Origin of the sequence: Streptomyces lonarensis, assembly GCF_012033735.1 — a bacterium.
Taxonomy (GTDB): Bacteria; Actinomycetota; Actinomycetes; order Streptomycetales; family Streptomycetaceae; genus Streptomyces; species Streptomyces lonarensis.
Genome location: NZ_JAAVJD010000021.1, coordinates 16033 through 41519 on the forward strand (window position 1 = coordinate 16033; position 25487 = coordinate 41519).

The window sequence follows — 25487 nt, forward strand, 5'->3', positions numbered from 1 at the left end:
CCGCGGGCGGGGCGGATCACTCCCCCGGCGTCCCCGGCACCCCGGTGATGGCGGTGACCACCGGGTCCAGCGCCGCCCGGATCTCCTCGCCGACGCTGCGGAAGTACGGGATCGGTGCACCGTACGGGTCCTGCACCTCGTCCGCCTCCGCCGTCGGCGCGGCCAGCCAGCCGCGCAGCGCCGCCGCGGCCCGGCTGAGGGCCCGGGCCCGGATGACGAGACCGCCGGGCTCCCGGGCGTCCGGCAACTTCCCCATGTCGATCACCCGCACCAGGCGGGTGAACTCCTTGAGAGTGAAGGTGCGCAGCCCGGCCGAGTGCCCCATCGAGATCACCTGGGCGCGGTGGTCCCGGGTGGCGGTGAGCACCAGGTCGGCGCGGATGACGTGCTCGTCCAGCAGCTCCCGCCCGGTGAAGCCGTCGGTGTCGGCCCCGAACTCGCCGAGCACCTGCGCCGCGTGGGCCTCCATGGGCGCACCGACATGGCCCCACGTCCCCGCGCTCTCCACCACCAGGCCGGCGTCGGAGCCGAGCCGTTCGACGACCGCGAGCCGGGTGAGCCGCTCCGTGATGGGCGAGCGGCACACGTTCCCGGTGGAGACGTGCAGGATGCGGAAGACCTGGTCGGCCTCGGGAGGCCGGAACGCGGCTATGCCGGCGTCCGCGTCACTGGCAGCCGCGGTCAATGGGGGGTCTCCAGATCGGGTACCACCGAGCGCAGCTCCTCCTCGCTCACCGCCCCGGGCCGCAGCAGCACCGGCACGTCCCCGGTGATGTCGACGATGGAGGAGGGAACGTCGCTGGGGGTGGGGCCGCCGTCGAGGTAGACCGCGACCGAGTCGCCGAGCATGCGCTGCGCGGCGTCGCAGTCCTGCGGGGCCGCCTCGCCGGTGAGGTTGGCGCTGGAGACGGCGATCGGCCCGAAGTCCTTCAGGACCTCCAGCGCCACCGGGTGCAGCGGCATCCGGACGGCGACGGTGCCGCGGGTCTCCCCCAGGTCCCAGGTGAGGGACGGCTGGTGCCGCGCGACAAGGGTCAGCCCGCCGGGCCAGAAGGCGTCCACCAGCTCCCAGGCGCTGTCGGTCATGCCGGTGACCAGGCCGTGCAGCGTGTTCGGCGAGCCGACCAGGACCGGGGAGGGCATGTTGCGGCCGCGCCCCTTGGCCTCCAGCAGGTCCCCGACGGCACGCTTGTTGAAGGCGTCCGCCCCGACCCCGTACAGGGTGTCGGTGGGCAGGACGACCAGGTCCCCGCGGCGGATGGCGGAGACGGCCTCCCGCAGGCCGTGCTTGCGGTCCGCCGCGTCGGTGCAGTCATAGCGCCGTGGCATCGGTGCGTGCTCCTTCGATGCGCCCCGCGTCAGCGGGTGACCCGGCGAGCCGTGGCGAACCGGGGTCGGTTGTTGAGATCGGGGTGGTCCGCCGCGTCGGCCCAGCCGCGGTCCTCGGTGAAGATCCAGGGCACCTGTCCGCCCTGGGTGTCGGCGTGCTCGACGACGACGATGCCGCCGGGGCGCAGCAGCCGGCGCGCGGTGCGTTCCAGGCCCCTGATGGTCTCCAGGCCGTCCTCGCCCGAGAAGAGCGCCAGCTCCGGGTCGTGGTCGCGGGCCTCGGGGGCGACGTACTCCCACTCGGTGAGCGGGATGTAGGGCGGGTTGGAGACGACGAGGTCGACCTGCCCGTCGAGTTCGGGCAGGGCGGTGAGGGCGTCCCCGTGGTGCAGGGTGACGCGGGACCCCTCGGCGGTGTTCGCCACGTTGCGGCGGGCCCAGCCGAGCGCGTCCTCGTCGAGCTCCACGGCGTGGACGCGCGAACGCGGGACCTCCTGCGCCAGGGCGAGCGCGATGGCGCCCGAACCGGTGCACAGATCGACGATCAGCGGCTCGGCCACGTCCATCGCCCGGACCGCGTCTATCGCCCAGCCGACGACGGACTCGGTCTCGGGCCGCGGCACGAAGACCCCGGCACCGACCTGGAGTTCGAGGTAGCGGAAGAAGGCGCGGCCGGTGATGTGCTGCAGCGGCTCGCGGGCCTCCCGCCGGGCGACCGCCTCCCAGTAGCGGGCGTCGAAGTCGGCGTCACCCACCAGGTGCAGCTTGGCGCGGTCGGTGGCGTGCACGAACGCCGCCAGCTCCTCGGCGTCGAACCGGGGGCTGGCGACCCCCGCGGCGGCGAGCCGCTGGGTGGCCTGGGCCACTTCGGCGAGCAGCAGCGAGCGGGGCGGCGGGGAGGTCGGAGTCACGGAACCCACCCTACGTTCACCGTGTCCCTTCGTTTCTCACGTCGCCGCGCGGGCGGCGGTCCGGGCTCCGGCGCGGGCGGTGCGGCACCGCGCCGGACGTCGTGCCGTCGGCGGTCAGCGGTCCTCGGCGAGCCGCGCCGCGGAGTCCGCGTCCGCGCACGCCTGGATGACGGCGTCGATCTCGCCGTCGAGGACCTGGTCGAGGTTGTACGCCTTGAACCCGACGCGGTGGTCGGAGATGCGGTTCTCGGGGAAGTTGTAGGTGCGGATCTTCTCCGAGCGGTCCACGGTGCGCACCTGGCTGCGGCGGGCGTCGGACGCCTCCCGCTCGGCCTCCTCGCGGGCGGCCGCCAGCAGCCGGGAGCGGAGGATGCGCAGCGCCTGCTCCTTGTTCTGGAGCTGGCTCTTCTCGTTCTGGCAGGAGGCCACGACGCCCGTCGGCACGTGGGTGATGCGGACGGCGGAGTCGGTGGTGTTGACCGACTGGCCGCCGGGCCCGGAGGAGCGGTAGACGTCGATCCGCAGGTCGGAGGGGTTGATCTCCACCTCGACCTCCTCGGCCTCGGGCGTGACCAGCACGCCGGCGGCGGAGGTGTGGATACGGCCCGCCGACTCGGTGGCCGGGACGCGCTGCACGCGGTGGACGCCGCCCTCGAACTTCAACCGCGCCCAGACGCCCTGTCCGGGCTCCGCGCGGCCGCGCGCCTTCACCGCGACCTGGACGTCCTTGTAGCCGCCCAGCTCCGACTCGGTGGCGTCAATGATCTCCGTGCGCCACCCGGTGCGCTCGGCGTAGCGCAGGTACATCCGCAGCAGGTCGCCGGCGAACAGGGCGGACTCGTCGCCGCCCGCGCCCGCCTTGATCTCCAGGATCACGTCCTTGTCGTCCGCGGGGTCACGCGGGACCAGCAGCAGCCGCAGCCGCTCGGTCAGCTCCTCCGCGTGCGCTTCCAGCTCCTTGACCTCACCCGCGAACTCCGGGTCCTCGGCGGCGAGTTCCCGCGCGGTGGCGATGTCGTCCCGGCAACCGCGCCACTCCTGGTACACGGCCACGACCGGTGTCAGCTCGGCGTAGCGCTTGCTCATGGCGCGGGCGCGCCCCTGATCCGCGTGGACGTCGGGGTCTGCGAGCTGCCGTTCGAGGTCGGCGTGCTCGCCGATGAGTTCCTCGACCGCCTCGAACATGATCGGTGGCTCCCGGGAGGCTGGTGTCGACCGCTGGCGCGGATCGCTGGGTGGGTCGCTGGCCCGGCGCGGCGGCGCGGGCGGGGCCGCGTCACGCCGTCGTGCGGCGGGCGGCCCGGCGGCGCCGCCGGGGGGCCCGCGGCGCCGTACGGAAAACGCCGGTCCGGCCGCCCCCGCGCGGGGAGCGGCCGAGCCGGCGTTCGTGCGCTACTTCTTGGCGGCGTTCTTGCCGAACCGCGCCTCGAAGCGGGCCACCCGGCCACCGGTGTCGAGGATCTTCTGCTTGCCGGTGTAGAACGGGTGGCACTCGGAGCAGACGTCGGCACGGATGCTGCCGCTGTTGACGGTGCTACGAGTGGTGAACGAGGCGCCGCAGGTGCAGCTGACCTGGGTCTCCACGTACTCCGGGTGGATGTCGCGCTTCACGGTGTCTCCTTGGTGTCACGGGAGGGCTCCGGGTCGCTCCGCCGAATGCGTCGCGTGAACCGGGGCCGACGCACCAGTCTGCCAGGACCGGTCGTGACAGCCAAAACGTGATCCGGGGGCCCGCTATTCCCCCCGCTCCCGTGCCCCCGCCGCGCGTCAGCCGCTGAGGGCGGGCGGGTCGGCGTCACGCTTCGGCTCGGCCTCGGACCCCTCGGTGAGGCGGTCGGGGACCGGCACGTCCGCCCGCAGCGCGTCCCACACCCCCGACGCCTGCGGCTCCAGCGGCACGACCCGGTTGGGGTCGACCGGGTCGTACCCGACCGGCAGTGTCACCGTCTGGAGCCGCTCCGGCGGGATGTCGCCCAGTCGGCGCGCCAGCGCCGTCAGCTCCGGGACGGAGGCGAGCGCGCTGTCGGTGGTGACCGCGCCGGTCGCGGTGTCCGCCAGCCGGTACAGCTGCCGGGGGTCGCCGAGGACCCCGACCTCCCGGACCTCCGCCGCGAGGGCGCGGAGGAAGGAGTGCTGGAGCTGGATGCGCTCCAGATCGCTGCCGTCGCCCAGGCTCTTGCGGGTCCGCACCAGCGCCAGCGCCGTCTCCCCGTCCAACCGGTGGTCGCCCGCCGCGAGGTCCAGCCGGCTGTCGGAGTCCCGCAGCGGGCGGTCCAGGGTGACCTCGACACCGCCGAGCGCGTCGATCATCTGCTCGAAGCCGCGGAAGTCGACCTCCACGTAGTGGTCCATCCGCACGCCGGTCATCGCCTCGGCGGTCTTCACCGCGCAGACCGGCCCGCCCACCGCGAACGCCTCGTTGAACATCACCCGCTCCGCCGCGGGCACCTCCCCGCCGTCCTCGTCCCGGCAGGCGGGCCGGTCGACCAGGGTGTCCCGCGGTATCGACACCACGGTGCCGCCGCGGCGGTCCTCGGCCAGGTGGACCACCATCGCGGTGTCCGCCCGGGGGCCGCCCTGCTGCCGGCCGTACACCTCGTTCTCTCCCTCGCGGCTGTCGGAGCCCAGCACCAGGATGTCGAGCGATCCGCCGGGCTCGTCCTCGGGGCGGTCGGCGCCGAGCGCCGCGTCGATGTCGATCTCGGAGATGTTGCCGTCGAACCGGAGGTAGAGCGCGGTGGCCCCGCCCCCGGCGAGCAGGAGCAGCGCGAGCAGCGCGCCCGCCACCGCGTACACCGCGTGCCGCCGCCGGGCGGGCCGCGGGCGGTGCGACGGGGGCCGCGGTCCCCAGGTGGGGAACTGCTGCGCCATGGTCACCGCCTCGTCCTCGGGTACGCCCGCCCCGGCAGGGGCCGACGGGGCGCCGCGCGGGGCGGCCCGAATCACCCGATTGTGGCCCGCTCGCGGGTCGGCCGCCGCCCCTGGCGCCCCCGCGTTACGGCGAACGGGGGACGACGACGGGGCCGCCCCACCAGCGGTGGTGGGGCGGCCCCGGACGTGGTAACCGGCGCGCCGCGGAGCCCGGAGGGGGCGCCGCGGCGCGGCGGTCAGTCGCCGCTGCTCGGCGACGGGGTGTTCTTCTGGATCTGCATCAGGAACTCGGCGTTGGACTTGGTCTGCTTCATCTTGTCCAGCAGCAGCTCGATCGCCTGCTGCTGGTCCAGGGCGTGCAGCACCCGGCGGAGCTTCCAGACGACGGCCAGCTCCTCGGCACCCATGAGGATCTCCTCCTTGCGGGTACCGGAGGCGTCCACGTCCACGGCGGGGAAGATCCGCTTGTCGGCGAGCTTCCGGTCGAGCTTGAGCTCCATGTTGCCGGTGCCCTTGAACTCCTCGAAGATCACCTCGTCCGCGCGGGAGCCGGTGTCGACCAGGGCGGTGGCGAGGATGGTCAGCGAACCGCCGTCCTCGATGTTCCGCGCCGCGCCGAAGAACTTCTTCGGCGGGTACAGCGCGGTGGAGTCCACACCACCGGACATGATGCGCCCGGAGGCGGGGGCCGCCAGGTTGTAGGCGCGGCCCAGCCGGGTGATGGAGTCCAGCAGCACCACCACGTCGTGACCCAGCTCCACCAGGCGCTTGGCGCGCTCGATGGCCAGCTCGGCGACGACCGTGTGGTCCTCGGCGGGGCGGTCGAAGGTCGAGGAGATGACCTCGCCCTTCACCGACCGCTGCATGTCGGTGACCTCCTCGGGCCGCTCGTCCACGAGCACGACCATCAGGTGGCACTCGGGGTTGTTGCGGGTGATCGAGTTGGCGATCGACTGCATGATCATCGTCTTGCCGGTCTTGGGCGGCGCGACGATGAGTCCGCGCTGGCCCTTGCCGATCGGCGAGACCATGTCGATGATCCGCGGGGTGAGCGAGCCCGGCTCGCACTCCAGCCGCAGCCGCTCCTGCGGGTACAGCGGGGTGAGCTTGTTGAACTCCTCGCGGCCGCGGCCCGAGTCGGCGCCCATGCCGTTGACGGAGTCCAGCCGCACCAGGGCGTTGAACTTCTCGCGGCGCTCGCCGTCACGGGGCTGGCGCACGGCGCCGGTGACGTGGTCGCCCTTGCGCAGGCCGTTCTTTCGGACCTGGGCGAGGGAGACGTAGACGTCGTTCGGCCCCGGCAGGTATCCGGACGTCCGCACGAAGGCGTAGTTGTCCAGGATGTCGAGGATGCCGGCGACGGGGATGAGCACGTCGTCGTCGGCGACCTGCGGCTCGCTGAAGTCCTCGCGGCCGCCGCTGCGGCGTCCGCGGCGGTCGCGGTAGCGGCCCCGGCGGCCGCGGCGGCCGCCCTCGAAGTCGTCGTCGCGGTTGCCGTCGTCACCGCGGTTGTCGCGGCCGCCGTCGCGGTTGCCCCCGCGGCCACCGCCGTCGCGGTTGCCGTCGCGCCCGCCGCCGTCGCGGTTGCCGTCCCGGCCGCCACCGTCGCGGTTGCCGCGGCCGCCGCCCTGCTGGTTCTGGCCACCGCCCTGACCGGCGTTCTTGCCGCGGCGCTCCCGCTTGCCCTGGCGCTCTCCGCCGTCGTCCTTGGACGACCCGTCAGCGCGGGCGGAATCGCCCTTGCCGCTCTCGGACTTGACGGGCTGCACGGCGTCGCCCCGGGCGGACTCCTTCTCCTTGGCGGCCGGGACGGAGTCCGGCACGGAGTCCTTCGCGCCCTCGTCGCCCTCGGCGCGCGCCGGTGCCTCCGCCTGGGCGGCGGCCTTGGCGTCGGTGCGGGCGCGGGAGGTGGCACGCCGCTTCGGCTTCTCCGCCGCGGGTGCCTCCGCGGCGGGCGCGGGCTCCGCCGGCGCGCCGCCGGACCCCTGCTTCTCCTTGATGACCTCGATCAGCTGGCTCTTGCGCATCCGCGCGGTGCCCCTGATGCCGAGGCCGGAGGCAACCTGCTGCAGCTCAGCCAGCACCATGCCCTCGAGGCCGGTGCCGGAACGCCGGCGACGCGGCGTCTTGGCAGCACTGTCCGTCACGGACGCGGGGGCAGCACCGGCAGTCTTGTCGGCGCTGTCGGCACTCGCGCCCATCAGATCGGTGGTGTCGCTCACGAAGGGTCCTTCCCTGGAGCGGACGTCGGCCTGTCTGGCTCGGCGACCGGTCGTGCTGTCCGGCTGCGGTCTCGTCTGATGGACCGGCCGGGGCGGTGGTCCGCCTGCTCATGGCGGCGGTGAGAACGGTTCGACAAAGTACGGAATGGTCGATGGGACCGTCGTACCGGATCCGGAGCGTGCCGAGCTCTGCCAGGCAGGCTGCTGAGGCAGAGGGAGCTCCCGGAAGAAGACGCGGCCCCTGACGACGGGACCCCGGCGTACCGTGCCGCCCGGGTGCCCCGGGGACGATGCCACCGCGGACGCGACGGCCACCCCTCGGAGTGATCCGCAGGGACGGTACGTGTAGACCTGAGATTAACACTACCGGATACTGCCGGTATTCCCCCCTCTCCATGCTCTTCATGCATGCCCACCCGGGCGCCCGGCTCACACCGGGAACGGGGATTCTCACCCCGCGTCGGCGCCGGCCCCCGCGGTGAGCGGCAGCACGCTCGCCCCGGCCGCGTCCAGCTCCAGCCGGTTGGCGGCCCAGCCGTCACCGGCCAGTCGCGCCACCCGGTCCGCCTCCGCGGTTCCGACCAGCGCCAGCACCGTGGGCCCGGCCCCGGAGACCACCGCGGGCACGCCCTCCTCCCGCAGCCGGGCGACCAACTGCACGCTGCCGGGCATGGCCGAGGCCCGGTACTCCTGGTGCAGCCGGTCCTCGGTCGCCGGCAGCAGCAGTTCCGGGCGGCGCGTCAGGGCCTCGACCAGGAGTGCCGAACGCCCCGCGTTCAACGCGGCGTCGACGTGCGGAACGGACCGCGGCAGCAGGCCGCGCGCCGTCTCGGTCCGCAGCGGCTGCGCGGGGACGAAGGCCACGGGGGCGATCCCCGGGGCCGGGTCGAGCCGCACCGCCCGTGCGGCGCCTCCGTCCGTCCAGGCGATGGTGAAGCCGCCGAGCAGGCAGGCGGCGACGTTGTCGGGGTGGCCCTCGATCTCGGACGCCAGCTCCAGCAGCGCGCGGTCCCCCAGACGGGCCTCACCGCCGGTGGTCACCGCCCTGGCCGCCATCAGGCCGGCGCAGATCGCCGCGGAGGACGAGCCGAGACCGCGGCCGTGGGGGACGCGGTTGGCGCACACCACCTCCAGACCGCGCGGCTGTCCGCCGAGCACGTCGAAGGCGGTGCGCATCGCGCGCACCATGAGGTGCCGTTCGTCGCGCGGCAGGGTGTCGGCCCCCTCCCCCGCGATGTCGATGTGCAGGCCGGACTCGGCGACCCGGACGACGACGTCGTCGTACAGCCCCAGGGCGAGGCCCAGCGCGTCGAAGCCGGGGCCCAGGTTGGCGCTGGTGGCGGGGGTGCGGACCCGGACGGGCGCGGCACGGAATGCGGGGTGCGCCATCGCTCGACGACTCTCCTTGCTGGTGCCGGCTGTCCTCCGGCGGATGCCGGCGGACAGCCGAGGGTGGTGACTGCGGGGATCGGGACACGGGGCCGGGTCGCGCGCGGAACGCCGCTCCCCGACGGTCGCGCCGCGACGGGCGGCTCCACGTCCGGACGGTGGGCGCCCGGGGCCGTCGTCGTCATCGACGGCGCCCAGCGGCACCGAGGTGCCGGTCCGCGCTGCCTCGGTACGGTGCCGGTCGGCACCGGCCACCGGTCCGCCGTGGCAGGAGGTCGGTTCGGCCCGCCCGCTGGGTGCGGTGGGCGCACGGCCCGCGAGACCGCGGAGCCCGTCCCGCGGGCGGCGGGGCGGCCCCTCCCCGACGCTCCTGGTCGGGAGCCGCCGGCGGCGGTACCGCTCCGGCCTGCCGGAACGCGGCCCAGCCTACCCAAGGCCCGCTGTCCGACCGCAGAGGGTGCCCCAGCGCGCTGCCGTGTCGCCCCTTCGGGCAGCAACAGCACTGCGGAGGGAAGCCGTACGCGCCCGGCATACCGGGGCCGGGGCCGGGCCGACGCCGTGTCAGGCGAGGCCGAGCCGCTCGGCGGCCGCGTCGGCGTTCACCGGCACCGTGATGGGCGGCGGCGCGCCGGCCACCGCCCAGTCCGGGTCCTTCAGGCCGTTGCCGGTGACGGTGCAGACGATGCGCTGCCCGGGGTCGACCTCACCGCGGGCCGCCGCCTTCAGCAGGCCGGCGACCGACGCGGCGGAGGCCGGCTCGACGAAGACGCCCTCCTGCGCGGCCAGCAGCCGGTACGCGGAGAGGATCTCGCGGTCGGTCACCTCGTCGATGATCCCGCCGGACTCGTCCCGCGCCGCCTCCGCCTGCGTCCAGGACGCCGGGTTGCCGATGCGGATCGCCGTCGCCAGGGTGGCCGGGTTGCGCACCGGCTCGCCGCGCACGATCGGAGCGGCGCCCGACGCCTGGAAGCCCCACATCCGCGGGGTCCGCGTCGCGGGCGCCCCCAGCGGCGAGGTGGTGTCGGCGTACTCGCGGTACCCGCGCCAGTAGGCGGTGATGTTCCCGGCGTTGCCGACCGGCAGCACGTGGATGTCGGGCGCGTCGCCGAGCATGTCGACCACCTCGAAGGCGCCGGTCTTCTGCCCCTCGATCCGCGCCGGGTTGACCGAGTTGACCAGCGCCACCGGGTACTTCTCCGACAGCCCCCGGGCGAGGTCCAGGCAGTCGTCGAAGTTGCCGTCGACCTCCAGGATGCGAGCGCCGTGGACCAGCGCCTGGCCCATCTTGCCGAGGGCGATCTTCCCGGTCGGCACCAGCACCGCGCACACCATGCCGCCGCGGACCGCGTAGGCGGCGGCCGAGGCGGAGGTGTTGCCCGTCGAGGCGCAGATGACGGCCTGCGCGCCCTCCTCCTTCGCCCGGGAGATGGCCATCGTCATGCCGCGGTCCTTGAAGGAACCGGTCGGGTTGGCACCCTCGACCTTCAGATGCACCTCGCAGCCGGTGCGCTCGGAGAGCACCTGCGCCGGCACCAGCGGGGTGCCGCCCTCGCGCAGCGTCACCACGGGCGTCGTCGCGGAGACGGGCAGCCGCTCGCGGTACTCCTCGATGACTCCCCGCCACTGGCGGCTGGTGGTGGTCTGCTGTGCATCCATGACGTCCACTGCTTCCCTGACTCTCCGGCTCACCCGAGTCCCCGGACTCTCCGGTGTACTTGTTCGCCGCGTGCCGCCCGGCCGGGCAGCACGCCGGGTCATTCGCCCTCGACCCGCATGATGCTGGCGACGCCGCGGACGGTGTCCAGGCCCCGCAGCGTCTCCACCGTCGCGGTCAGCGCGGCGTCCGGTGCGCGGTGGGTGACCACGACCAGCGACGCCTCGCCGTCCTTGCCCTGCTGCCGCACGGTGTCGATCGACACCCCGTGGTCGGCGAAGACCGCCGCCACCTGGGACAGCACACCCGGTTTGTCCGCCACGTCGAGGCTGATGTGGAAGCGGGTGACGACGTCGCCCATCGGGCTCACCGGGAGCATGGTGTACGCCGACTCCCCCGGGCCGCGGGCGCCGCTGACCTTGTTGCGGCAGGCGGCGACCAGGTCGCCGAGGATCGCCGACGCGGTCGGGACGCCGCCGGCGCCCTGGCCGTAGAACATGAGGCTGCCGGCGGAGTCGGCCTCCACGAACACCGCGTTGTACGCCTCCCGCACCGAGGCCAGCGGATGGGTGAGCGGGATCATCGCGGGGTGGACGCGCGCGGTCACCGACCGGCCGTCGGCGGCGCGCTCGCAGATGGCGAGCAGCTTCACGGTGCAGCCCATGCGGCGGGCGGAGGCGATGTCCGAGGCGGTGACCTCGGTGATGCCCTCGCGGTGCACGTCGTCCAGCCGGACGCGGGTGTGGAAGGCGATGCCGGCGAGGATCGCCGCCTTGGCGGCGGCGTCGAACCCCTCGACGTCGGCGGTCGGGTCGGCCTCCGCGTAGCCGAGGGCGGTCGCCTCCTCCAGCGCCTCGTAGTAGCCGGCGCCGCTGGTGTCCATGCGGTCGAGGATGAAGTTGGTGGTGCCGTTGACGATGCCCAGCACCCGGTTGACGCTGTCGCCGGCGAGGGACTCGCGCAGCGGCCGCAGCAGCGGGATGGCACCGGCGACGGCGGCCTCGAAGTAGAGGTCCGCGCCGTACTTGTCGGCGGCGGCGTAGAGCGAGGGGCCGTCCTCGGCCAGCAGCGCCTTGTTGGCGGTGACGACGCTGGCGCCGTTCTCGAAGGCGGTGGAGATGAGGGACCGGGCGGGCTCGATCCCGCCGATGACCTCGACGACGACGTCGATGTCGGAGCGGGAGACCAGCCCCTGCGCGTCGGTGGTGATCAGCTCGGAGAGGACGCCCTCCCGCAGCCGGCCAGGGCGGCGGACCGCGACACCGGCCAGTTCCACGGGCGCGCCGACCCGGGCGGCCAGGTCGGCGGCGTGCGTCGTCACCAGGCGTGCCACCTGCGACCCGACCACTCCGCACCCCAGCAGCGCCACTTTCAGCGGCCGCCCATCCGTCATCGCCCGACCTTCTCTCTCCGCTCTCGTACCGCACGTACCGCCGCTTCGGCGGGCCCGGGCCGCGGCCGGGGTACGGCGCGCGGCGACTCCCGCACCGCAAGTCTCGCCCACCGGGGACGGCTCTTCACGGCCGGTGTCAGTATGCGAGATACGCGGGCCGCCCGCCGGACATCGGCCGGACGGGGCCGATCTCCGGCGGGCGGCGGCACATGCCCGTCCGACGCGCCGCGCAACAGGCACGACAGTTCGAGTCGGGACGGCGGACCGCTGCGCGCCGTCGGCGCACGCCCGTGGCGCGAGCAGCGGCGGCGGGCGCGGGGCGCCGCGCGCTCCCGGCCCGCCGCGCGGGGATCAGCCCACGTCGAGGCGGAGCAGGTCCTCCTCCGTCTCGCGCCGCAGCAGCACCCGGGCCCGGCCGTCGCGGACGGCGACCACCGGGGGCCGGGCGACGTGGTTGTAGTTGCTGGCCATTGAGCGGCAGTAGGCGCCGGTGGCGGGCACGGCGAGCAGGTCCCCGACGGCCGTGTCGGCGGGCAGGTGCGCGTCGCGGACGACGATGTCGCCGCTCTCGCAGTGCTTGCCCACCACCCGCGTCAGCATCGGGGGCGCCTCGGAGGTGCGGGAGGCCAGCGCCACCGAGTACTCGGCGTCATAGAGAGCGGTGCGGATGTTGTCCGACATGCCGCCGTCGACGCTCACGTAGGTGCGCAGCCCGGGAAGTTCCTTGGTGGTGCCGACCTCGTAGACGGTGACCGCGGTCGGGCCGACGACGGCCCGGCCCGGCTCGACGGAGAGCCGGGGGCGCGCCAGCCCCGCCGCGTCACACTCACGGGTGACGATGTCCCGCAGCGCCCTCGCGATCTCGTGTGGTTCCCGGGGGTCGTCGGCCGGGGTGTAGGCGATGCCGAGGCCGCCGCCGAGGTCGATCTCGGGCAGTTCCAGGCCGTGTTCGTCGCGGATCGCCTTCAGGAGCCCGACCACCCGGTGGGCGGCCACCTCGAACCCGGCGGTGTCGAAGATCTGCGAGCCGATGTGCGAGTGGACCCCGGCCAGCTCCAGGCTGTCCTGGGCGAGGACGCGCCGCACGCCGTCGGCGGCCTGGCCGCCGGCCAGCGCCAGACCGAACTTCTGGTCCTCGTGGGCGGTGGCGATGAACTCGTGGGTGTGGGCCTCGACGCCCACGGTGACCCGCAGCTGCACCCGCTGGCGCCGGCCGAGCCGCCGCGCGGTGGCGGCGACGCGCTCGATCTCCTGGAGCGAGTCCAGCACGATCCGGCCGACACCCGCCTCGACGGCGCGCTCGATCTCCGCGGCGGACTTGTTGTTGCCGTGCAGGGCGATGCGGTCGGCGGGCATCCCGCCGGCCAGCGCGGTGGCCAGCTCGCCGCCGCTGCAGACGTCGAGGTTGAGGCCCTCCTCCGTGAGCCACCGCACCACGGCACGGCACAGGAACGCCTTGCCCGCGTAGAAGACGTCGGCGTCCGGCCCGAAGGCGTCGCGCCAGGCGCGGCACCGGGCGCGGAAGTCCTCCTCGTCCAGGAAGTAGGCGGGGGTGCCGAACTCCTCGACCAGCGCGCGGACGTCGACGCCGCCGATGGTCAGGGCCCCGTCGGGCCCGCGGCGGGCGGTGCGGGGCCAGACCCGGGGGTCGAGCTCGTTGAGATCGGCCGGGGGCGGGCCGTGGTGGCCCTCGGGGAGGACATCGGCGTGGCGGGGCCCGGCGGGGTGCGCGGAACGACTCATGGCTGCTGCTGTCGCTTTCTTGCTGGTTCGCGGTCGCGGTTGGCGGTTCGCGGTCGCGGTTGACGGTTCGCGGTGCGTGCGGGGCGCGGACTCCCACGAGGGTGCCCGCGCTCGGGACGGTGCGGTCAGGAGGGGAACGGGGACCGGGGGTCCGCCGTCACGGCCGGGCCGTCGGTCCGGGTCGGACGGGGCCCGCCGGTCCCGGGGCGCACCGTCGCGGCGCGGTTCCCGCGCCGACGGCGTCGGCGGCGCGGAAGGCGGCGGGAGTGCTCGGTGCGCCCGGCGGTGGGGCGGTTCGCGCACCCGGCGATGGGACGGCCGGGGCTCAGAGGTGGTCGGGCGCTCCGATGCCCAGGCGGGACAGGCCGTCGGCGAGCACCGTGGCGGTGGCCCGGGCGAGGGCCAGCCGCGCGCGGTGGACGGCCCCGGGTTTCTCCGGGCCCTGGGGCAGCACCGGGGCGGCGGTCGCCGCGTCGAGGTGGGCGTCGGCGAGCCGGACCAGCCAGCCGGCCGAGCCGGCGCGGTGGCGCTCGCCCAGCAGCGCCAGCAGGGCGCGCTCGGCGGGGTGCCGCAGCTCCTCGGCGGCCGCGGCCTCGGGGGCGATCCCGAGCTGCGCCCCGCCGCGCAGGGCGGAGCAGGCGCGGGCGTGGGCGTACCGCACCCGGAAGAGCGGGTTCTCGGTGCGCTGGCTGAGGAGGTCGAGACCGGCCGGGGGGCGCTCGTCGGAGGCTGCCCGCCAGGCCCGGGCGTCGCGCGCCGGGTCCTCCGGCAGCACCGGCGGCGCGGGCAGCGCGAGGAGCTCGGCCAGCAGCGCGGCCCCCGCGCCGTCGGCCAGGGCGATGTCGAGGAACCCGGGGCCGGCCACCGTCACCGTGGCGATGCCGGGGGTCTCCGCCAGCCGCCGCCGCAGCGTGTCCGCCACCGCCTGCGGCGGCCTGCCGGCCGGGCCGGCGAGCCGCAGCGCGATACCGGTCGACCAGTCGGCGCCGCCGTGCGGCGGTCGGCGCAGCAGGGCGTCCCCGGCGCCGGTCCCGGCGGGCAGCTCGCCGTCGGCGACCGCGGCGCGCACGGAGCGCAGCACGGCGTCGGCGAGCTGGGTCGGGGTCATGGGGGCAGCCTACGAGACGCCGCGGCTCAGCCGGCGAGGGATCTTGCCCACCGGACGGGCGACGGACGGGCCGCGCCGCGCGCCAGGCGCCGGGCGTGCCGCAGCAGCTCGTGCGGGTCGAAGGGTTTGGGGACGACCGCGTCCACGGGGGGCGGGCGGGGGCCGACCGGGGTGGCGGAGACCAGCATCAGCGGGATGTCCCCGGTGTCGGGGTCCTCGCGCAGCCGTTCGGCGGTGGACAGGCCGTCGAGCCGCGGCATCGCCACGTCGAGGGTGATCAGGTCGGGTCGGAGCCCGCGCACGTTCTCCAGGCAGGCGACACCGTCGGTCGCGGTCATGACCTCGAACCCGTCGAGTTCGAGGACGACCCTCATGAGTTGCCGGATCACCTGGCTGTCGTCGACCACCAGCACCCGGCCGCAGGCCCCAGGCACGTCCCTCAGCGTAGGGCGGCGGGTCGGCCCTTGTACGCGCTTTCCCCCAACTGGTGAAACCGTGGTGCGGGAGGCCGCCTGCGAGCTGGTAGTGTTCTTCCCGTCGCCGCGAGAAGCGGTGACGACGCCCCCGTAGCTCAGGGGATAGAGCAACGGCCTCCGGAGCCGTGTGCGCAGGTTCGAATCCTGCCGGGGGCACTTCGCAACGGCGTCGAGGATGATTCCTCCGACCAGCGCGAGTGCCACGAAAAAGGGCCGGACTCAGTCTCACTGAGTCCGGCCCTTTCGCTGTCCAGTGGTGTTCACGCGTGAGTGGCGCGTGGCCCCCCGTGCCTCCCCCTCCGGACTCCGAACCCGGTCCCAGGTCCGCGCGAGCCTCTGGTTGTTCACCGCCTCGTGGCCGTCGATACAGCCCCGGCGCCGGCGGACGGCCTCGGGTGCGCAATCCCGGACCCCACGGGCGACACCCGGCTGCCGCACCGGCGGTGTCACGGCATCCGCGGACCATCCCGGAGTCGGCGTTGCACTTGCTTCGAATATTGCGGATACTTCGAGTATCGCTCAGCAACGACCGACAACCGGGAACCGTCACAGTCCGCACCTCCGCCGTCCCGACGCCGCCCGAGCGCAGCGGCGGTTCCGGTGCCGACCTACCGGCGCCGCGGTGGAGGACCACACCACCTGACGCCCGACCCACTACCCCAGGGGCGCACCATGACCAAGATCGACACCCGCCCGGTGAGACTTCCGGACGACAAGCAGCAGTCGGCCAATCACGCTCTCGCCCAGGTCCGGGCCTACCTCGACGACCATCGGACGGCCTCACAGGTCACCGTCACGGTCGAGGACGGGGACGGCCGCGAGTCCCTCGCCCTGCCGCGCGAGGCGGTCGAACTGCTCGCAACGCTCCTGGCCCACCTCAGCGCCGGTCGAGCCGTGTCCGTCGTTCCGGCTGACGCCGAACTCACCACCCAGCAGGCGGCCGACATGCTCAACGTGTCCCGCCCGTTCCTCATCGGCCTCCTGGAAGCCGGGGAGATCGAGTACAGAACCGTCGGCTCGCACCGAAGGATCACCGCCTCGTCCGTCCTGGAGTACCAGCGCAGGGACGATCACCGCCGGCGCGCTGTGGCCGACGAGCTCACGGAGCTCGGCCAGGAGATGGGAACGATCTAGTTCATGGCTTTCGTCGCCGTCTACGACGCCAACGTGCTGTATCCCAGCACGCTGCGCGACGTCCTCATCCGCGTCGCGCAGGCAGGGCTGGTCCAGGCGAAGTGGACCGACCGGATTCTCGACGAGACCTTCCGCAACCTCGGGCGGAACCGACCCGACCTCGACGCGAAGAAGCTGGACCGCACCCGCGAGCTGATGGCGGGAGCCGTCCGGGATGTCCTGGTCAAGGGGTACGAGCCCCTCATCGAGGTACTCGACCTTCCCGACCCCGGTGACCGGCACGTGCTGGCCGCCGCGATCAAGGCGAAGGCGCAGGTCATCGTCACGGCCAACCTGAGGGACTTCCCCGGTGATGCCCTGGCCGCCTGGGACGTCCAGGCTGTCCACCCGGACGCCTTCATCGAGGCCCAGGTCGACCTCGCACCCCAGGTGGTGTACGGGGTGCTCACCCGGATGGCGGACGTCTGGCGGACACCGCCCAACGCGGTCGTGGCGGACGTGATCGACGCGCTCGAACGCGAGGGCCTCGTCGCATCGGCAGCAGCGCTGCGCGCCCGCTCCTGACACCGGGCGTATGCCGTCTGCGCCGCCGCAATTCACCACCCTGCGCCACATACGTGCGCCGTCGTGCAATCGGCGTGATTGCCAGGCGGGTGCGCCGGAGGATTCCGGAATTCACCGGCGCGCGCCACCCTGACCGGTTCAACAGAACGATTCCGTGAAACCCCGCCGCGCCGAAGCGGATGGGATACGCTCCCGTGGGGAATCTGTCGTGAATCAGCACGGAAGATACCGGTGGGGGCCTCGGGCCCGGGAGATCCCGGGCGTTTCCGGGTGAGTGGGGCCCGTCCCATCGCGAATTCCGCGGCGGTGGTTGACGGGCGGGGGAATGCCATGCGGCACGACACGGTCGCACGCAATGACGAACGCATCATGCGGGCCGTGCGGCAGGCGTCCGCCTGGGCCCGCGACGGATGGGCGGAGATCGACGTGGACGCCCTCGCGCGGGAGACCAACACCGCGCCGCACCACTTCCGGCGGATCTTCCGCAACGCCACCGGGGACCCGCTGCTCCGCTTCGTGCGCAGGTTGCGGCTCCAGCTGGCCGCCTACCGCCTGGTCTTCACGCAGGAACCCGTCATCGACATCGCCCTGGCGGCGGGGTACGGCTCTTCGGCGGCGTTCAGCCGGGCGTTCCGCGACAGCTACGGCAGCTGTCCGGCCAGCGCCCGTTCCCGGCGGGCCGAGAGCCCCTGGCCGGAGTCCGGGGTCTGCTGCGACGGGCTGAAGACCGTGCACCAGCCGCCGCAGACCATCGCGTTCTTCCGGCACTTCGGGCCGCTCGACGACGCCCACCACCTGTGGCGGCGGCTCGGCCGCTGGTCCGGGCGGCCGGGGGACGCCGCGGCGCAGCGGCGGCCGGTGCTGCTCTGCCACGACGACCCGGGGCGGTTCCTCGGCGAGCCCGTCCGCTGCGACCTGGGGCTGGTGCTGGAGGAGGGGGTCCGGCCCGGCAACGGGGTGGGGGTGCAGGTGGTCGGCGAGCAGCGGCTGCTGCTGTCGCGGCACGCCGGCCCGCTCGCCTTCCTTCCCTTCAGTTACATGCATCTCGCGGTGGCGGCGGTGATGACCGGCCTCGCGGGGCCGGCCGCGGGGCTGCCGTTCTTCGCCTATCCGGACGGCTGCCCCGCGCCCGACGGGCCGCGGCTGGTCGCCGAGGTCGGCATCCCGCTGCGGTGAGCGGGCCCCCCTCCGCCTCGGCGACCGCACCGGGCCGGGCCGAGCGGGCACCGAGGCGGCGCGGGGCGGCCCGGGGCCGGGGCCGGGGCCGGGGTCAGCGCCGGACGGGCTGGCGGATGATGGTGCGGAGGCGCTCGGGGGCGGTGCGGTCCGGGGAGTTGAGGTAGATCTCGTGGTGGGTGCCGGCCGAGCGGGCGCCGCTGTCCAGGATGAAGGCGTGGAGCGCGTCGATGACGGGGTCCTCCTCCTCGTAGGGCCCGACGTACAGCACCTGGGCCGCGGTGCCCTCGGCGAGCTCGCGGCGGGCGGCGCCGCCGGCGGCCGGGTGCTCGCCCTTGGCCAGGACGGTGTCCCGTGCGCGGCCGAGCACATCCTCGTCGACCGGCTCCGGCTGCATGATCATGGCCGACCAGCGCCAGGAGCCCTTGCCGGTGTCGGCGCCGTCGGTGTGCCAGAGCGTCTCCAGCGGCATGACGCCGTAGTCGACGCCGGTGTCGCCGCGGACGAGGAACTTCGCCTTGTACGAAATGGCGAAGAGGGCCGAGACGGCGTCGCGGTAGGCCTCCGAGTAGGGGCCGCCCTCGCCGTCGAGAGCGAGATAGCTGAGCGGCGGGACGTCGATGATCGCCGGGTTCTTCCGTGCGGAGTAGACCTCCTTGAATTCACGCTTGTAGTCGATCTTCTTGGTGGAACCGGGCATGTCGCTGATCCTCGTCGGTGCGGAATGGTGACGGTCACACCATTCCAGACCGGCTGTCGGCGGCTGCCCCGATCGGGGTGAACTCCACCGGGCGTGCATCCGATCGTGGGGCGCGCGGTGCTTCCGTACGGCACATTTGCGCGCCCCGCACGCCTCAGTCGCCCGCGGCATTCTCCGCGGATTCGACGCGCTCGGCCCAGAGGTATTCACTGGCCGGCCGTCCGGCGCGGCCCGTGGTGTACGCCTGGGTGCGGCGCCAGAGCGCGTTGACGCTGCCGTTCATGAAGGCCTTTCCGGGGCCGGTGGGCTCGTACCAGTCGACGACGGAGACCGAGAACGGGCCGTGCTTGTCCTTGCCGAGGTAGGCCTGCGGGCGGTGGCGCGGCACGAACCCCTCGGCGAGCAGCACCTGGTACTCCTCCGCCAGCAACTCCCGCATGGCGTCGACGTGCTCGGGGCGGATCTGGTGGACGGCGACGCCGGTGGCGTACGGCCCGTCGTGGCGCTCGTCCGGCAGGTCGGCGAAGGCCGGCAGCGCGGTGACGGCGGGGTACTCCACGCCGTCCCTGCCGTTGCGGTCCACGGTGAGTTCCTTGATCTCCTGCCAGATCGCGGTGATCTCCGGCTGGGAGAACGCCGAGTGCAGCGCCTCGTCGCTCTTCCAGGTGGCGATCTCCAGGGCGAACCGGCCGTCGCCCCAGTCGCCCGTGTAGACGGCCGCGGGTGCACCGGTGACCAGGCCGTGTCGGTCGAGGGCGGGCCAGTGGCGGCCGATCGCGGCAAGGATCTCCGCCTCCTTGCCGGGTGCGATCTGGTAGAGGCCGATGACGGTGGTCGCGGAGGCGTTCTGCTGCTGCACGGCTGTCCTTTCCTGGTCGCGGCGTACCGCGGTGCGGGGCCCGGTGCCGGGCGGCGTGCCCGGTCCGGCGGGTGGGGCGGCGGCCGCCGCGGGGGTGAGGCGGACGAGCAGGACGATGGCGATGCCGGCCAGCAGCACCACGACGGGGGCGGCGTACGCCTCGCGCATGGCGGAGACGAAAGCCTCGGCGAAGGCGGCCATGGTGGCCTGCATCTGCTCGGGGTCGGTCCCCTCCGGCACGGCGGCCGGGCCGGAGGTGGTGAGGTCGACGCCGCCGGAGACGAGGGGGTCGAAGGCGGCGCGGAACTCCTCGCGGCCCGCCTCGGGGACGGCCAGGGCCTGTTCGTCGACCCAGGCGCGCATGCCGGCCACCAGCCGCGCCTGGAGGATCGCGCCGACGACCGCCGTCGCGATCAGGCCGCCGAGTTCCTGCGCGGTGTTGATGACCCCGGAGGCGGCGCCGGAGAGGCCCGGGTCGAGGTCGGTGAAGGCGACGGCGAAGAGCGGGGCGAAGATCAGCCCGGTGCCCAGCCCCATCAGGGCCAGCGGGCCGACCAGCCGCCAGGTGGTGGCGTCGGGGGTGGAGACCGCGGCCAGCAGGAGGATGCCCGCGACGAAGGAGCCGAGACCGGCGAGGAGGAACCTGCGGCCGCCGTACCGGTCGGCCAGCCGCCCGGCGATCCCGGCGACCAGGGTCGAGGTGAGCGGCATCGCCGCGATGGTGAGTCCGGCGCGCAGCGGGCTCATCTGGAGGATCGCCTGGAGGTAGATGGTCAGCGGCAGGAAGGCGCCGAGCATCCCGAAGCCGGTGACGGCGAGCACGGCGGTCATCGAGGCGAAGTTGCGGCTGCGGAACAGTGCGAAGGGGACCAGCGCGCCGCGGCCCTGGCTGCGGTGCTGCACGAGGCCGAAGAGCGCCAGCAGCGCCGCGCCCGCCGCGAGCAGCGTCCAGACCAGCGGGGACCAGTCCAGGCGTTCGCCCTCGATCAGCGCGAAGCAGCAGGCGCCGAGCCCGGCGATGAGGAGCGCGGTCGAGCCGAGGCCGAAGGAGTGCCGTCGGCCGGGTCGCAGGTCGGGGACGACGCGGAGCACCAGGACGAGCGTCAGCAGGCCGACGGGCAGGTTGATGAGGAAGATCCAGCGCCAGCTGAGGTAGTTGACGATGACGCCGCCGAGGGTGGGGCCGGCGAGGATGGCGAGGCCGGAGAGGGCGGCGGAGAGCCCGAAGGCGGCGCCCCACTTCGACGGCGGGAAGACGGCGGCGGTGATCGGCAGCAGTTGCGGCGCGATCAGTGCGCCGCCCAGCCCCTGCACGGCGCGGGCGGCGATGAGGACGGCGGCGTCGTCGGCGAGGCCGCAGGCGAGGGAGGCCAGGACGAAGACGACCAGCCCGACGAGGTAGACGCGCCGGGGTCCGAAGGTGTCGCCCAGTCTGCCGCCGAGGATCAGCAGCGTCGCGAAGACGAGGATGTAGGCGCTGAACACCCACAGCCCCTCGTCGAGGGTCGCCCCCAGGTCGGTGATGACGCTGGGGAAGGCGATGTTGACGATGGTGAGGTCGAGGAGGGTCATGAAGAGGCCGATGGTGAGCACCCCGAGGATCGGCCAGGGGTTGCGCTCCCCTGCCTCCCCTGCCTCCCCTGCCTCCCTCGTCTCCGCCGTCTCCGCCGTCTCCCCTGTCCCCGCCGGGTCCGCGGGCGCGGGGCCGGGCGCCCCGCCCGGTGTCATGCGGCGCTCCCGGGCCCGGTTGCGGGGACGGCGGCCCCGGCCTTGTGCAGCAGGCAGACGTTCTTCTCCAGCGAGGTGGCGTCGGTGGTGAGCAGCGCCGGGACGACGCGGTCCACCACCAGCCCGGCCGCCGGGAAGACGGCCGCCAGCGCCTCGGCGGTCACCGCCTTGAACGGGAAGGTCGTGTACCGCACGCCGCGCAGCAGCAGTTCACCGCCGGGGCGCAGCACCCGGCCGACCTCGGCCGCGTACCGGCCGCGGTCCTCGTCGCCGAGGTGGTGGAAGCAGCCGCGGTCCAGGAGGAGGTCGACGCTGCCGTCGGGAAGGGGCAGCGCGAGGACGTCGCCGACGCGGTACTCGGCCTCGACGTCCGCCTCGCGGGCACGTTCCCCGGCGATGCGGACGGCGGCGGGGCTGAGGTCGAAGCCGATGGCCCGGTATCCCTGGCGGGCCAGCTCGGCGACGTCGCTGCCGGTGCCGCAGCCGAGGTCGACGGCGGTCCGGCCGTCGCCCGGCGGGCGGGCGGTCAGGAAGCCCACCAGTTCCTGGGAGGGGTGGGCGATCTCCCAGAAGTGGGCGTACTGCCCGGTCTCGTAGGTCCGGTTCCAGTCGATGCCGGTGGTGCCGAGCAGCTGCACGGCTCTCTCCTCACGGTCCGGTCGGTTCGGGGGTGCGTCGGGGCGGGCGTCAGAAGGTCTCCTTGAGCCGCCGCTCGAAGTGGTCGGTGAGGACCGGGCCGAGGCCGGTGACGCCCTCGGCGTGTGCGGTCAGCGGCGTGTACAGCTCGGGGCGGCGGCCGTGCAGGCCGAAGTAGGCGGTCTCCTGGAAGGAGAGGTCGATCCGGCGCAGTTCCGCGAGCCGGTCGAGGTCGACCTCGGCGTGGAGGGCGGCTTCCTCCTCGTCGAGTTCGGCGAGGATGCCGTCGGGGGTGGCGACGGTGGAGTGGCCGGCGAGGTCGATGGTGACGGTCCGGCCGCCGCGCTCGCCGGAGGCCGTGCCGACGCTGCCGACGTAGAGCACGGCGGCGGCGTTGAAGACCGCGGTGGCCAGCACGCACGGCTTGGTGGCGGGGAGGTTGCCGCGCAGCGCGGCGGCCGGCACCGCGATGATCTCGGCGCCCTGGAGCGCCAGCAGGCGCGGCATCTCCTGAATCCAGAAGTCGGAGCAGACGCAGATGCCCAGCCGGCCGAAGGGGGTGTCGAGGACGACGGCCTCGTCGCCGGGGGCGAGGGCGACGAACTCGGCGGAGAACAGGTGGACCTTGCGGACCGCGGCGACGACGGCGCCGGTGTCGTCGAGCACCACCGCGGTGTTGTGGTAGGTGCCCTCCGGGGTGCGCTCGATGACGGAGCCGCAGATGATCCAGCAGCCCTTGCGGCGGGCGACGTCACCCAGCAGGTCGAAGACGGGGTCGGGGATCGGGTGGTCGATGACGCCGCGCAGGTGCTGGCGTCCGGGGAAGTAGAAGGGCGGACCGAGGAAGAACTCGGGGAGGACCGCGAGGTGGGTGCCGTCCGGGAGTGCTTCGAGCATCGCGACGGCCTGCCGGAGGTTGGCCTCGGGGTCGTCGCGCCAGCGGGTCTGGAGCAGGGCGACCCGGGGCCGGCGTGTCGGTTCCATGCGTTCTCCCCTGTCGGGTTCGGCGTGGGCGGACGGGCGCAGGTGCGCAGTCGGTGGCGGGCACGCCGCCGGGCGGGGGCGGGAGGGCCGCCCGGCGGCGCCCCGGTCGGGGTCACCGCTCGGTGAAGATGTCCTCGTAGATGCCGGGGTCGCCCACCGCGTAGTCGACGCCGAGCGGGCGGGAGGAGACGACGAGGTTGATGCCTTCGCGGGCGACGGACCAGTCGTCGAGGCCGAGTCCGGCGAGGAGTTCCCGCATCTCGGGGACGGTGTAGCCGCTGCGCAGCGACCGCATGAACTGGTCGGCCTCGCCGGCGGAGTACTGGAGGACGAAGGAGATCATGCCCTCGTCGGCGTCGCGGGCGAGGTCGTAGACGATCACGGTGCCGCCGGGCCGGCAGACGCGGGCGCACTCGGCGATGGTCATCGCCGGCCGCGACCAGCGGGGCACGGCGCAGAAGCTGAAGACGACGTCGAAGGAGTCGTCCTCGAACGGCAGCCGGGTGCTGTGGGACCAGTCGCAGGTGAAGCGGCCGCCGTAGTTGACGAGGTTGGCGAAGACCGCGTTCTCGCGGGCCACCTCCAGGAACCGGTCGTTGGCGTCCACCGCGGTGAACTCGGCCTGCTTGTGGAGGGCGGCCAGCCGCAGCGAGACCAGGCCCGGGCCGCAGCCGACCTCCAGGACCTGCTCGGCCTCCGCGACATAGGGGGCGAGCAGCTTCATCAGGTGCTGCATCGGGATGATCAGCTGGGTCCGCATGGTGCGGTCGAAGTCCCGGCACTTCTCGACCTCGGTGAACGGGTCCGGGCCGCTGACCCGGTGTTCGAGGTCGAAGATGCGGGTGGGTTCACTGGACAATGTTCAGCGACCGCCTTCCGTTCTCAGGCCGGACCTGCCAGTTGAGGATCTCGGTGCTGGCCGACGACGGCTGGGGCAGCCGGTGGTTGGCCTCGGAGTAGAACGTCTTGGAGATGTTGTCGATGTAGTGCCAGCCCTTGGGGTACGTCACCTGCAGGGTGTCCTCGGTGACGGTCAGCAGCCCCTTGGCGACGAGGTCGTCGATCTTCTCGGTGAAGTACGCGTAGGGGTCGACGCCGTGTCGGGCGCGGTACTCGGAGCGGCTGACGCGCAGCAGCTTCAGCCCCAGGACGAGGCTGCGGCAGCGCCGTTCGTGCTCGTCGGTGTACGCGCCCATGACGGCGGGGATGCGGCCGGCGCGGACGGTCTCGATGTAGCGGCCGATGTCCGGTTCGGTGCAGTACAGGTGGTTGTTGAGGTAGCCGTAGGCGCCGGAGCCGAAGGCGACCATGTCGCCGCAGCGCCCCCAGACCTGCGCGAGGTGGTCGGTGAGCGAGAGGGTCTCGGCCCGCAGCCCCCGGTACGGCTTGGAGCCGTCGGGCAGGACCGGGAAGGTCTGCGCGCCCTTCGCCTCCCACTCGGGCCGCATCGGCTCGGCGAAGTCGTTGTACGTCAGCGCGAGGTAGTTCCGGGAGAGCAGCTCCTCGTGCATGTAGTGGTACATCGCGTCGGCCTCCTTGGTGCTCGGGCAGGGCGGCGTGATGCCGCTCTGCACCGCGAAGAAGGCCTCCGAGCCGGGGAGGACCGCGTAGTTGTACACGGAGAACGAGGTCACCGGGATGCTGGTGAGGGTCTCGATGTCGGCGGCCCACAGCTCGGGGGTCTGCCCGGGGATGCCGATCATGTAGTCGATGCAGATGTTCTCCATGCCGTTGCGGTCGAGCAGTTCGATGGTGCGCAGTGCGGACTCGCCGGTGTGGGCGCGGGCCCGGCCGAGGTAGCGCAGCAGCGGGTCGTGGAAGGTCTGCACGCCCATGCTGACGCGGTTGACGCCGTTGGCGAGCAGCGCGTCGATCTTGCGCTGGTCGATGTCGACGGGGGTGCTCTCGATGGTGACGGTGTAGTCGTCGGTGAAGGTCAGGTGGCGGCGGAGGAAGCCGAGGAGGTCGTCCAGCTGCTCGGCGCGGAGCGTGGTGGGGGTGCCGCCGCCGAGGTAGCCGGAGGAGAACGTGACGCCGTCGAGGTAGCCGAGGCGGGAGTAGAGCAGGACCTCCGCCTTGAGCGCCTCGATGTAGTCGGTGACCAGGGTGTTCCGGGTGTGGAGCTTGTTGTAGGGGCAGCTGGTGCAGACCTGGTTGCAGAAGGGGATGTGCAGGTAGAACGAGACGGTCCGCGGGCGGGTCTCGACCGTCGCGAACATCTGGTCCGGGGTCAGCGGCCCGATGTTGCAGGGGTACCAGCGGACGAACTCGATGTCGCGGTCGGGGTACTGGCGCCAGAAGCTGGGCGTGTCCAGGAAGTTGCGGGTGATGGTCTCCTGCGACGCGGCGGCGCCGGTCTGGTCGGTCATCGCTGCCCTCTTCTCGTGGGTGGGGCTGATGGGGTCGCCGTGGTTCAGACGCGGGACAGCGCCCGCGCCAGGGTGTGTTCGGTGCGCAGCAGCCGGCGGAACGCGGTGGCGGTCCGTTCGGCGAGTCGGTCGCGGTGGGGTCCGAGCTCGGCGGCGGTGGCGGCGCGCAGCTCCGGCAGGCGGGCGGTGAGGTCGGCGGCGCGGCGCAGGCTGCCGGCGGTGCCGCGCCGCAGCTCGCGTT

23 protein-coding genes and 1 tRNA gene are annotated in these 25487 nt (G+C 73.6%); 4 read left to right on the forward strand and 20 right to left on the reverse strand.

Going from position 1 to position 25487, the window contains the following annotated elements:
- Positions 1-16 precede the first annotated feature (16 nt).
- The 13 genes from HCN56_RS05125 to HCN56_RS26175 form a co-directional block, all read right to left on the reverse strand.
- Positions 17-652: an arsenate reductase/protein-tyrosine-phosphatase family protein gene (locus HCN56_RS05125; RefSeq protein WP_167968296.1), complete on the reverse strand. Its 636-nt coding sequence runs from the start codon at positions 650-652 to the stop codon at positions 17-19.
- Positions 653-681: 29 nt separating this feature from the next.
- Positions 682-1329, reverse strand: coding sequence for an L-threonylcarbamoyladenylate synthase (locus HCN56_RS05130; RefSeq protein WP_167968275.1), 648 nt, complete (start codon positions 1327-1329; stop codon positions 682-684).
- Positions 1330-1358: 29 nt separating this feature from the next.
- Complete coding sequence (prmC, locus tag HCN56_RS05135; RefSeq protein ID WP_167968276.1) at positions 1359-2240, reverse strand: peptide chain release factor N(5)-glutamine methyltransferase; 882 nt, start codon at positions 2238-2240, stop codon at positions 1359-1361.
- A 114-nt stretch (positions 2241-2354) separates the two neighbouring features.
- Complete coding sequence (gene prfA, locus HCN56_RS05140; RefSeq protein WP_167968277.1) at positions 2355-3425, reverse strand: peptide chain release factor 1; 1071 nt, start codon at positions 3423-3425, stop codon at positions 2355-2357.
- Between the two features lie 207 nt (positions 3426-3632).
- Positions 3633-3851: a 50S ribosomal protein L31 gene (gene rpmE, locus HCN56_RS05145; RefSeq protein WP_167968278.1), complete on the reverse strand. Its 219-nt coding sequence runs from the start codon at positions 3849-3851 to the stop codon at positions 3633-3635.
- Positions 3852-4007: 156 nt separating this feature from the next.
- Positions 4008-5111: an LCP family protein gene (locus tag HCN56_RS05150; RefSeq protein WP_167968297.1), complete on the reverse strand. Its 1104-nt coding sequence runs from the start codon at positions 5109-5111 to the stop codon at positions 4008-4010.
- A gap of 236 nt (positions 5112-5347) precedes the next feature.
- Positions 5348-7333, reverse strand: coding sequence for a transcription termination factor Rho (gene rho / locus HCN56_RS05155; RefSeq protein WP_312871057.1), 1986 nt, complete (start codon positions 7331-7333; stop codon positions 5348-5350).
- Positions 7334-7783: 450 nt separating this feature from the next.
- Positions 7784-8722 (reverse strand): homoserine kinase, encoded by a 939-nt coding sequence (gene thrB / locus HCN56_RS05160; protein ID WP_167968279.1) that lies wholly within the window; start codon positions 8720-8722, stop codon positions 7784-7786.
- A 561-nt stretch (positions 8723-9283) separates the two neighbouring features.
- Entirely contained in the window at positions 9284-10378 is a 1095-nt protein-coding gene (gene thrC, locus HCN56_RS05165; RefSeq protein ID WP_167968280.1) for a threonine synthase, read from the reverse strand.
- A 98-nt stretch (positions 10379-10476) separates the two neighbouring features.
- Positions 10477-11769 (reverse strand): homoserine dehydrogenase, encoded by a 1293-nt coding sequence (locus HCN56_RS05170; protein WP_167968281.1) that lies wholly within the window; start codon positions 11767-11769, stop codon positions 10477-10479.
- 351 nt (positions 11770-12120) lie between these two features.
- Complete coding sequence (lysA, locus tag HCN56_RS05175; protein WP_167968282.1) at positions 12121-13512, reverse strand: diaminopimelate decarboxylase; 1392 nt, start codon at positions 13510-13512, stop codon at positions 12121-12123.
- A 325-nt stretch (positions 13513-13837) separates the two neighbouring features.
- The gene (locus HCN56_RS05180; protein WP_167968283.1) at positions 13838-14620 is read right to left on the reverse strand and encodes a DALR anticodon-binding domain-containing protein; all 783 of its coding nucleotides are present in this window, start codon (positions 14618-14620) and stop codon (positions 13838-13840) included.
- Between the two features lie 26 nt (positions 14621-14646).
- The gene (locus tag HCN56_RS26175) at positions 14647-15054 is read right to left on the reverse strand and encodes a response regulator (RefSeq protein WP_167968284.1); all 408 of its coding nucleotides are present in this window, start codon (positions 15052-15054) and stop codon (positions 14647-14649) included.
- 126 nt (positions 15055-15180) lie between these two features.
- Here HCN56_RS26175 and HCN56_RS05190 point away from each other — a divergent pair.
- The 4 genes from HCN56_RS05190 to HCN56_RS05205 all read left to right on the forward strand — a co-directional run bounded on the left by HCN56_RS05190 (position 15181) and on the right by HCN56_RS05205 (position 17970).
- Positions 15181-15252 (forward strand) — tRNA-Arg (locus HCN56_RS05190).
- Positions 15253-15768: 516 nt separating this feature from the next.
- Positions 15769-16230, forward strand: coding sequence for a helix-turn-helix domain-containing protein (locus HCN56_RS05195; RefSeq protein WP_167968285.1), 462 nt, complete (start codon positions 15769-15771; stop codon positions 16228-16230).
- A 3-nt stretch (positions 16231-16233) separates the two neighbouring features.
- Positions 16234-16794, forward strand: coding sequence for a PIN domain-containing protein (locus HCN56_RS05200; RefSeq protein WP_167968286.1), 561 nt, complete (start codon positions 16234-16236; stop codon positions 16792-16794).
- A gap of 330 nt (positions 16795-17124) precedes the next feature.
- Positions 17125-17970 (forward strand): helix-turn-helix domain-containing protein, encoded by an 846-nt coding sequence (locus HCN56_RS05205; protein WP_167968287.1) that lies wholly within the window; start codon positions 17125-17127, stop codon positions 17968-17970.
- A 94-nt stretch (positions 17971-18064) separates the two neighbouring features.
- Here the strand turns inward: HCN56_RS05205 and HCN56_RS05210 are convergent, their stop codons facing one another.
- The 7 genes from HCN56_RS05210 to HCN56_RS05240 form a co-directional block, all read right to left on the reverse strand.
- On the reverse strand, positions 18065-18670 hold the full coding sequence (locus HCN56_RS05210) for a GyrI-like domain-containing protein (RefSeq protein ID WP_167968288.1): 606 nt from the start codon (positions 18668-18670) through the stop codon (positions 18065-18067).
- Positions 18671-18824: 154 nt separating this feature from the next.
- Positions 18825-21257 carry an MFS transporter gene (locus tag HCN56_RS05215; RefSeq protein ID WP_167968289.1) on the reverse strand — a complete coding sequence of 811 codons (2433 nt, stop codon included), beginning with the start codon at positions 21255-21257 and terminating at the stop codon, positions 18825-18827.
- A complete protein-coding gene (locus HCN56_RS05220) occupies positions 21254-21895 on the reverse strand; it encodes a class I SAM-dependent methyltransferase (RefSeq protein WP_167968290.1) in 642 nt (213 codons plus the stop codon). The genes HCN56_RS05215 and HCN56_RS05220 overlap by 4 nt, the downstream gene beginning before the upstream one ends.
- Positions 21896-21944: 49 nt before the next feature.
- Positions 21945-22877, reverse strand: coding sequence for a carbon-nitrogen hydrolase family protein (locus HCN56_RS05225; RefSeq protein WP_167968291.1), 933 nt, complete (start codon positions 22875-22877; stop codon positions 21945-21947).
- A gap of 112 nt (positions 22878-22989) precedes the next feature.
- Positions 22990-23736 (reverse strand): class I SAM-dependent methyltransferase, encoded by a 747-nt coding sequence (locus HCN56_RS05230; RefSeq protein ID WP_245245924.1) that lies wholly within the window; start codon positions 23734-23736, stop codon positions 22990-22992.
- On the reverse strand, positions 23726-25246 hold the full coding sequence (locus tag HCN56_RS05235) for a coproporphyrinogen-III oxidase family protein (RefSeq protein ID WP_167968292.1): 1521 nt from the start codon (positions 25244-25246) through the stop codon (positions 23726-23728). The genes HCN56_RS05230 and HCN56_RS05235 overlap by 11 nt, the downstream gene beginning before the upstream one ends.
- Positions 25247-25290: 44 nt before the next feature.
- Positions 25291-25487 (reverse strand): hypothetical protein (locus HCN56_RS05240; RefSeq protein ID WP_167968293.1); only part of this gene is annotated, 197 nt, incomplete at its 5' end.

Coding starts and splice junctions, on each gene's coding strand:
- HCN56_RS05235 (WP_167968292.1), bottom strand. CDS start 25,246: ATGACCGACCAGACCGGCGCCGCCGCGTCGCAGGAGACCATCACCCGC.
- HCN56_RS05215 (WP_167968289.1), bottom strand. CDS start 21,257: ATGACACCGGGCGGGGCGCCCGGCCCCGCGCCCGCGGACCCGGCGGGG.
- thrC (WP_167968280.1), bottom strand. CDS start 10,378: ATGGATGCACAGCAGACCACCACCAGCCGCCAGTGGCGGGGAGTCATC.
- lysA (WP_167968282.1), bottom strand. CDS start 13,512: ATGAGTCGTTCCGCGCACCCCGCCGGGCCCCGCCACGCCGATGTCCTC.
- HCN56_RS05180 (WP_167968283.1), bottom strand. CDS start 14,620: ATGACCCCGACCCAGCTCGCCGACGCCGTGCTGCGCTCCGTGCGCGCC.
- HCN56_RS05130 (WP_167968275.1), bottom strand. CDS start 1,329: ATGCCACGGCGCTATGACTGCACCGACGCGGCGGACCGCAAGCACGGC.
- HCN56_RS05200 (WP_167968286.1), top strand. CDS start 16,234: ATGGCTTTCGTCGCCGTCTACGACGCCAACGTGCTGTATCCCAGCACG.
- HCN56_RS05150 (WP_167968297.1), bottom strand. CDS start 5,111: ATGGCGCAGCAGTTCCCCACCTGGGGACCGCGGCCCCCGTCGCACCGC.
- HCN56_RS05195 (WP_167968285.1), top strand. CDS start 15,769: ATGACCAAGATCGACACCCGCCCGGTGAGACTTCCGGACGACAAGCAG.
- HCN56_RS05205 (WP_167968287.1), top strand. CDS start 17,125: ATGCGGCACGACACGGTCGCACGCAATGACGAACGCATCATGCGGGCC.
- HCN56_RS05210 (WP_167968288.1), bottom strand. CDS start 18,670: ATGCCCGGTTCCACCAAGAAGATCGACTACAAGCGTGAATTCAAGGAG.
- thrB (WP_167968279.1), bottom strand. CDS start 8,722: ATGGCGCACCCCGCATTCCGTGCCGCGCCCGTCCGGGTCCGCACCCCC.
- HCN56_RS05225 (WP_167968291.1), bottom strand. CDS start 22,877: ATGGAACCGACACGCCGGCCCCGGGTCGCCCTGCTCCAGACCCGCTGG.
- prfA (WP_167968277.1), bottom strand. CDS start 3,425: ATGTTCGAGGCGGTCGAGGAACTCATCGGCGAGCACGCCGACCTCGAA.
- HCN56_RS05170 (WP_167968281.1), bottom strand. CDS start 11,769: ATGACGGATGGGCGGCCGCTGAAAGTGGCGCTGCTGGGGTGCGGAGTG.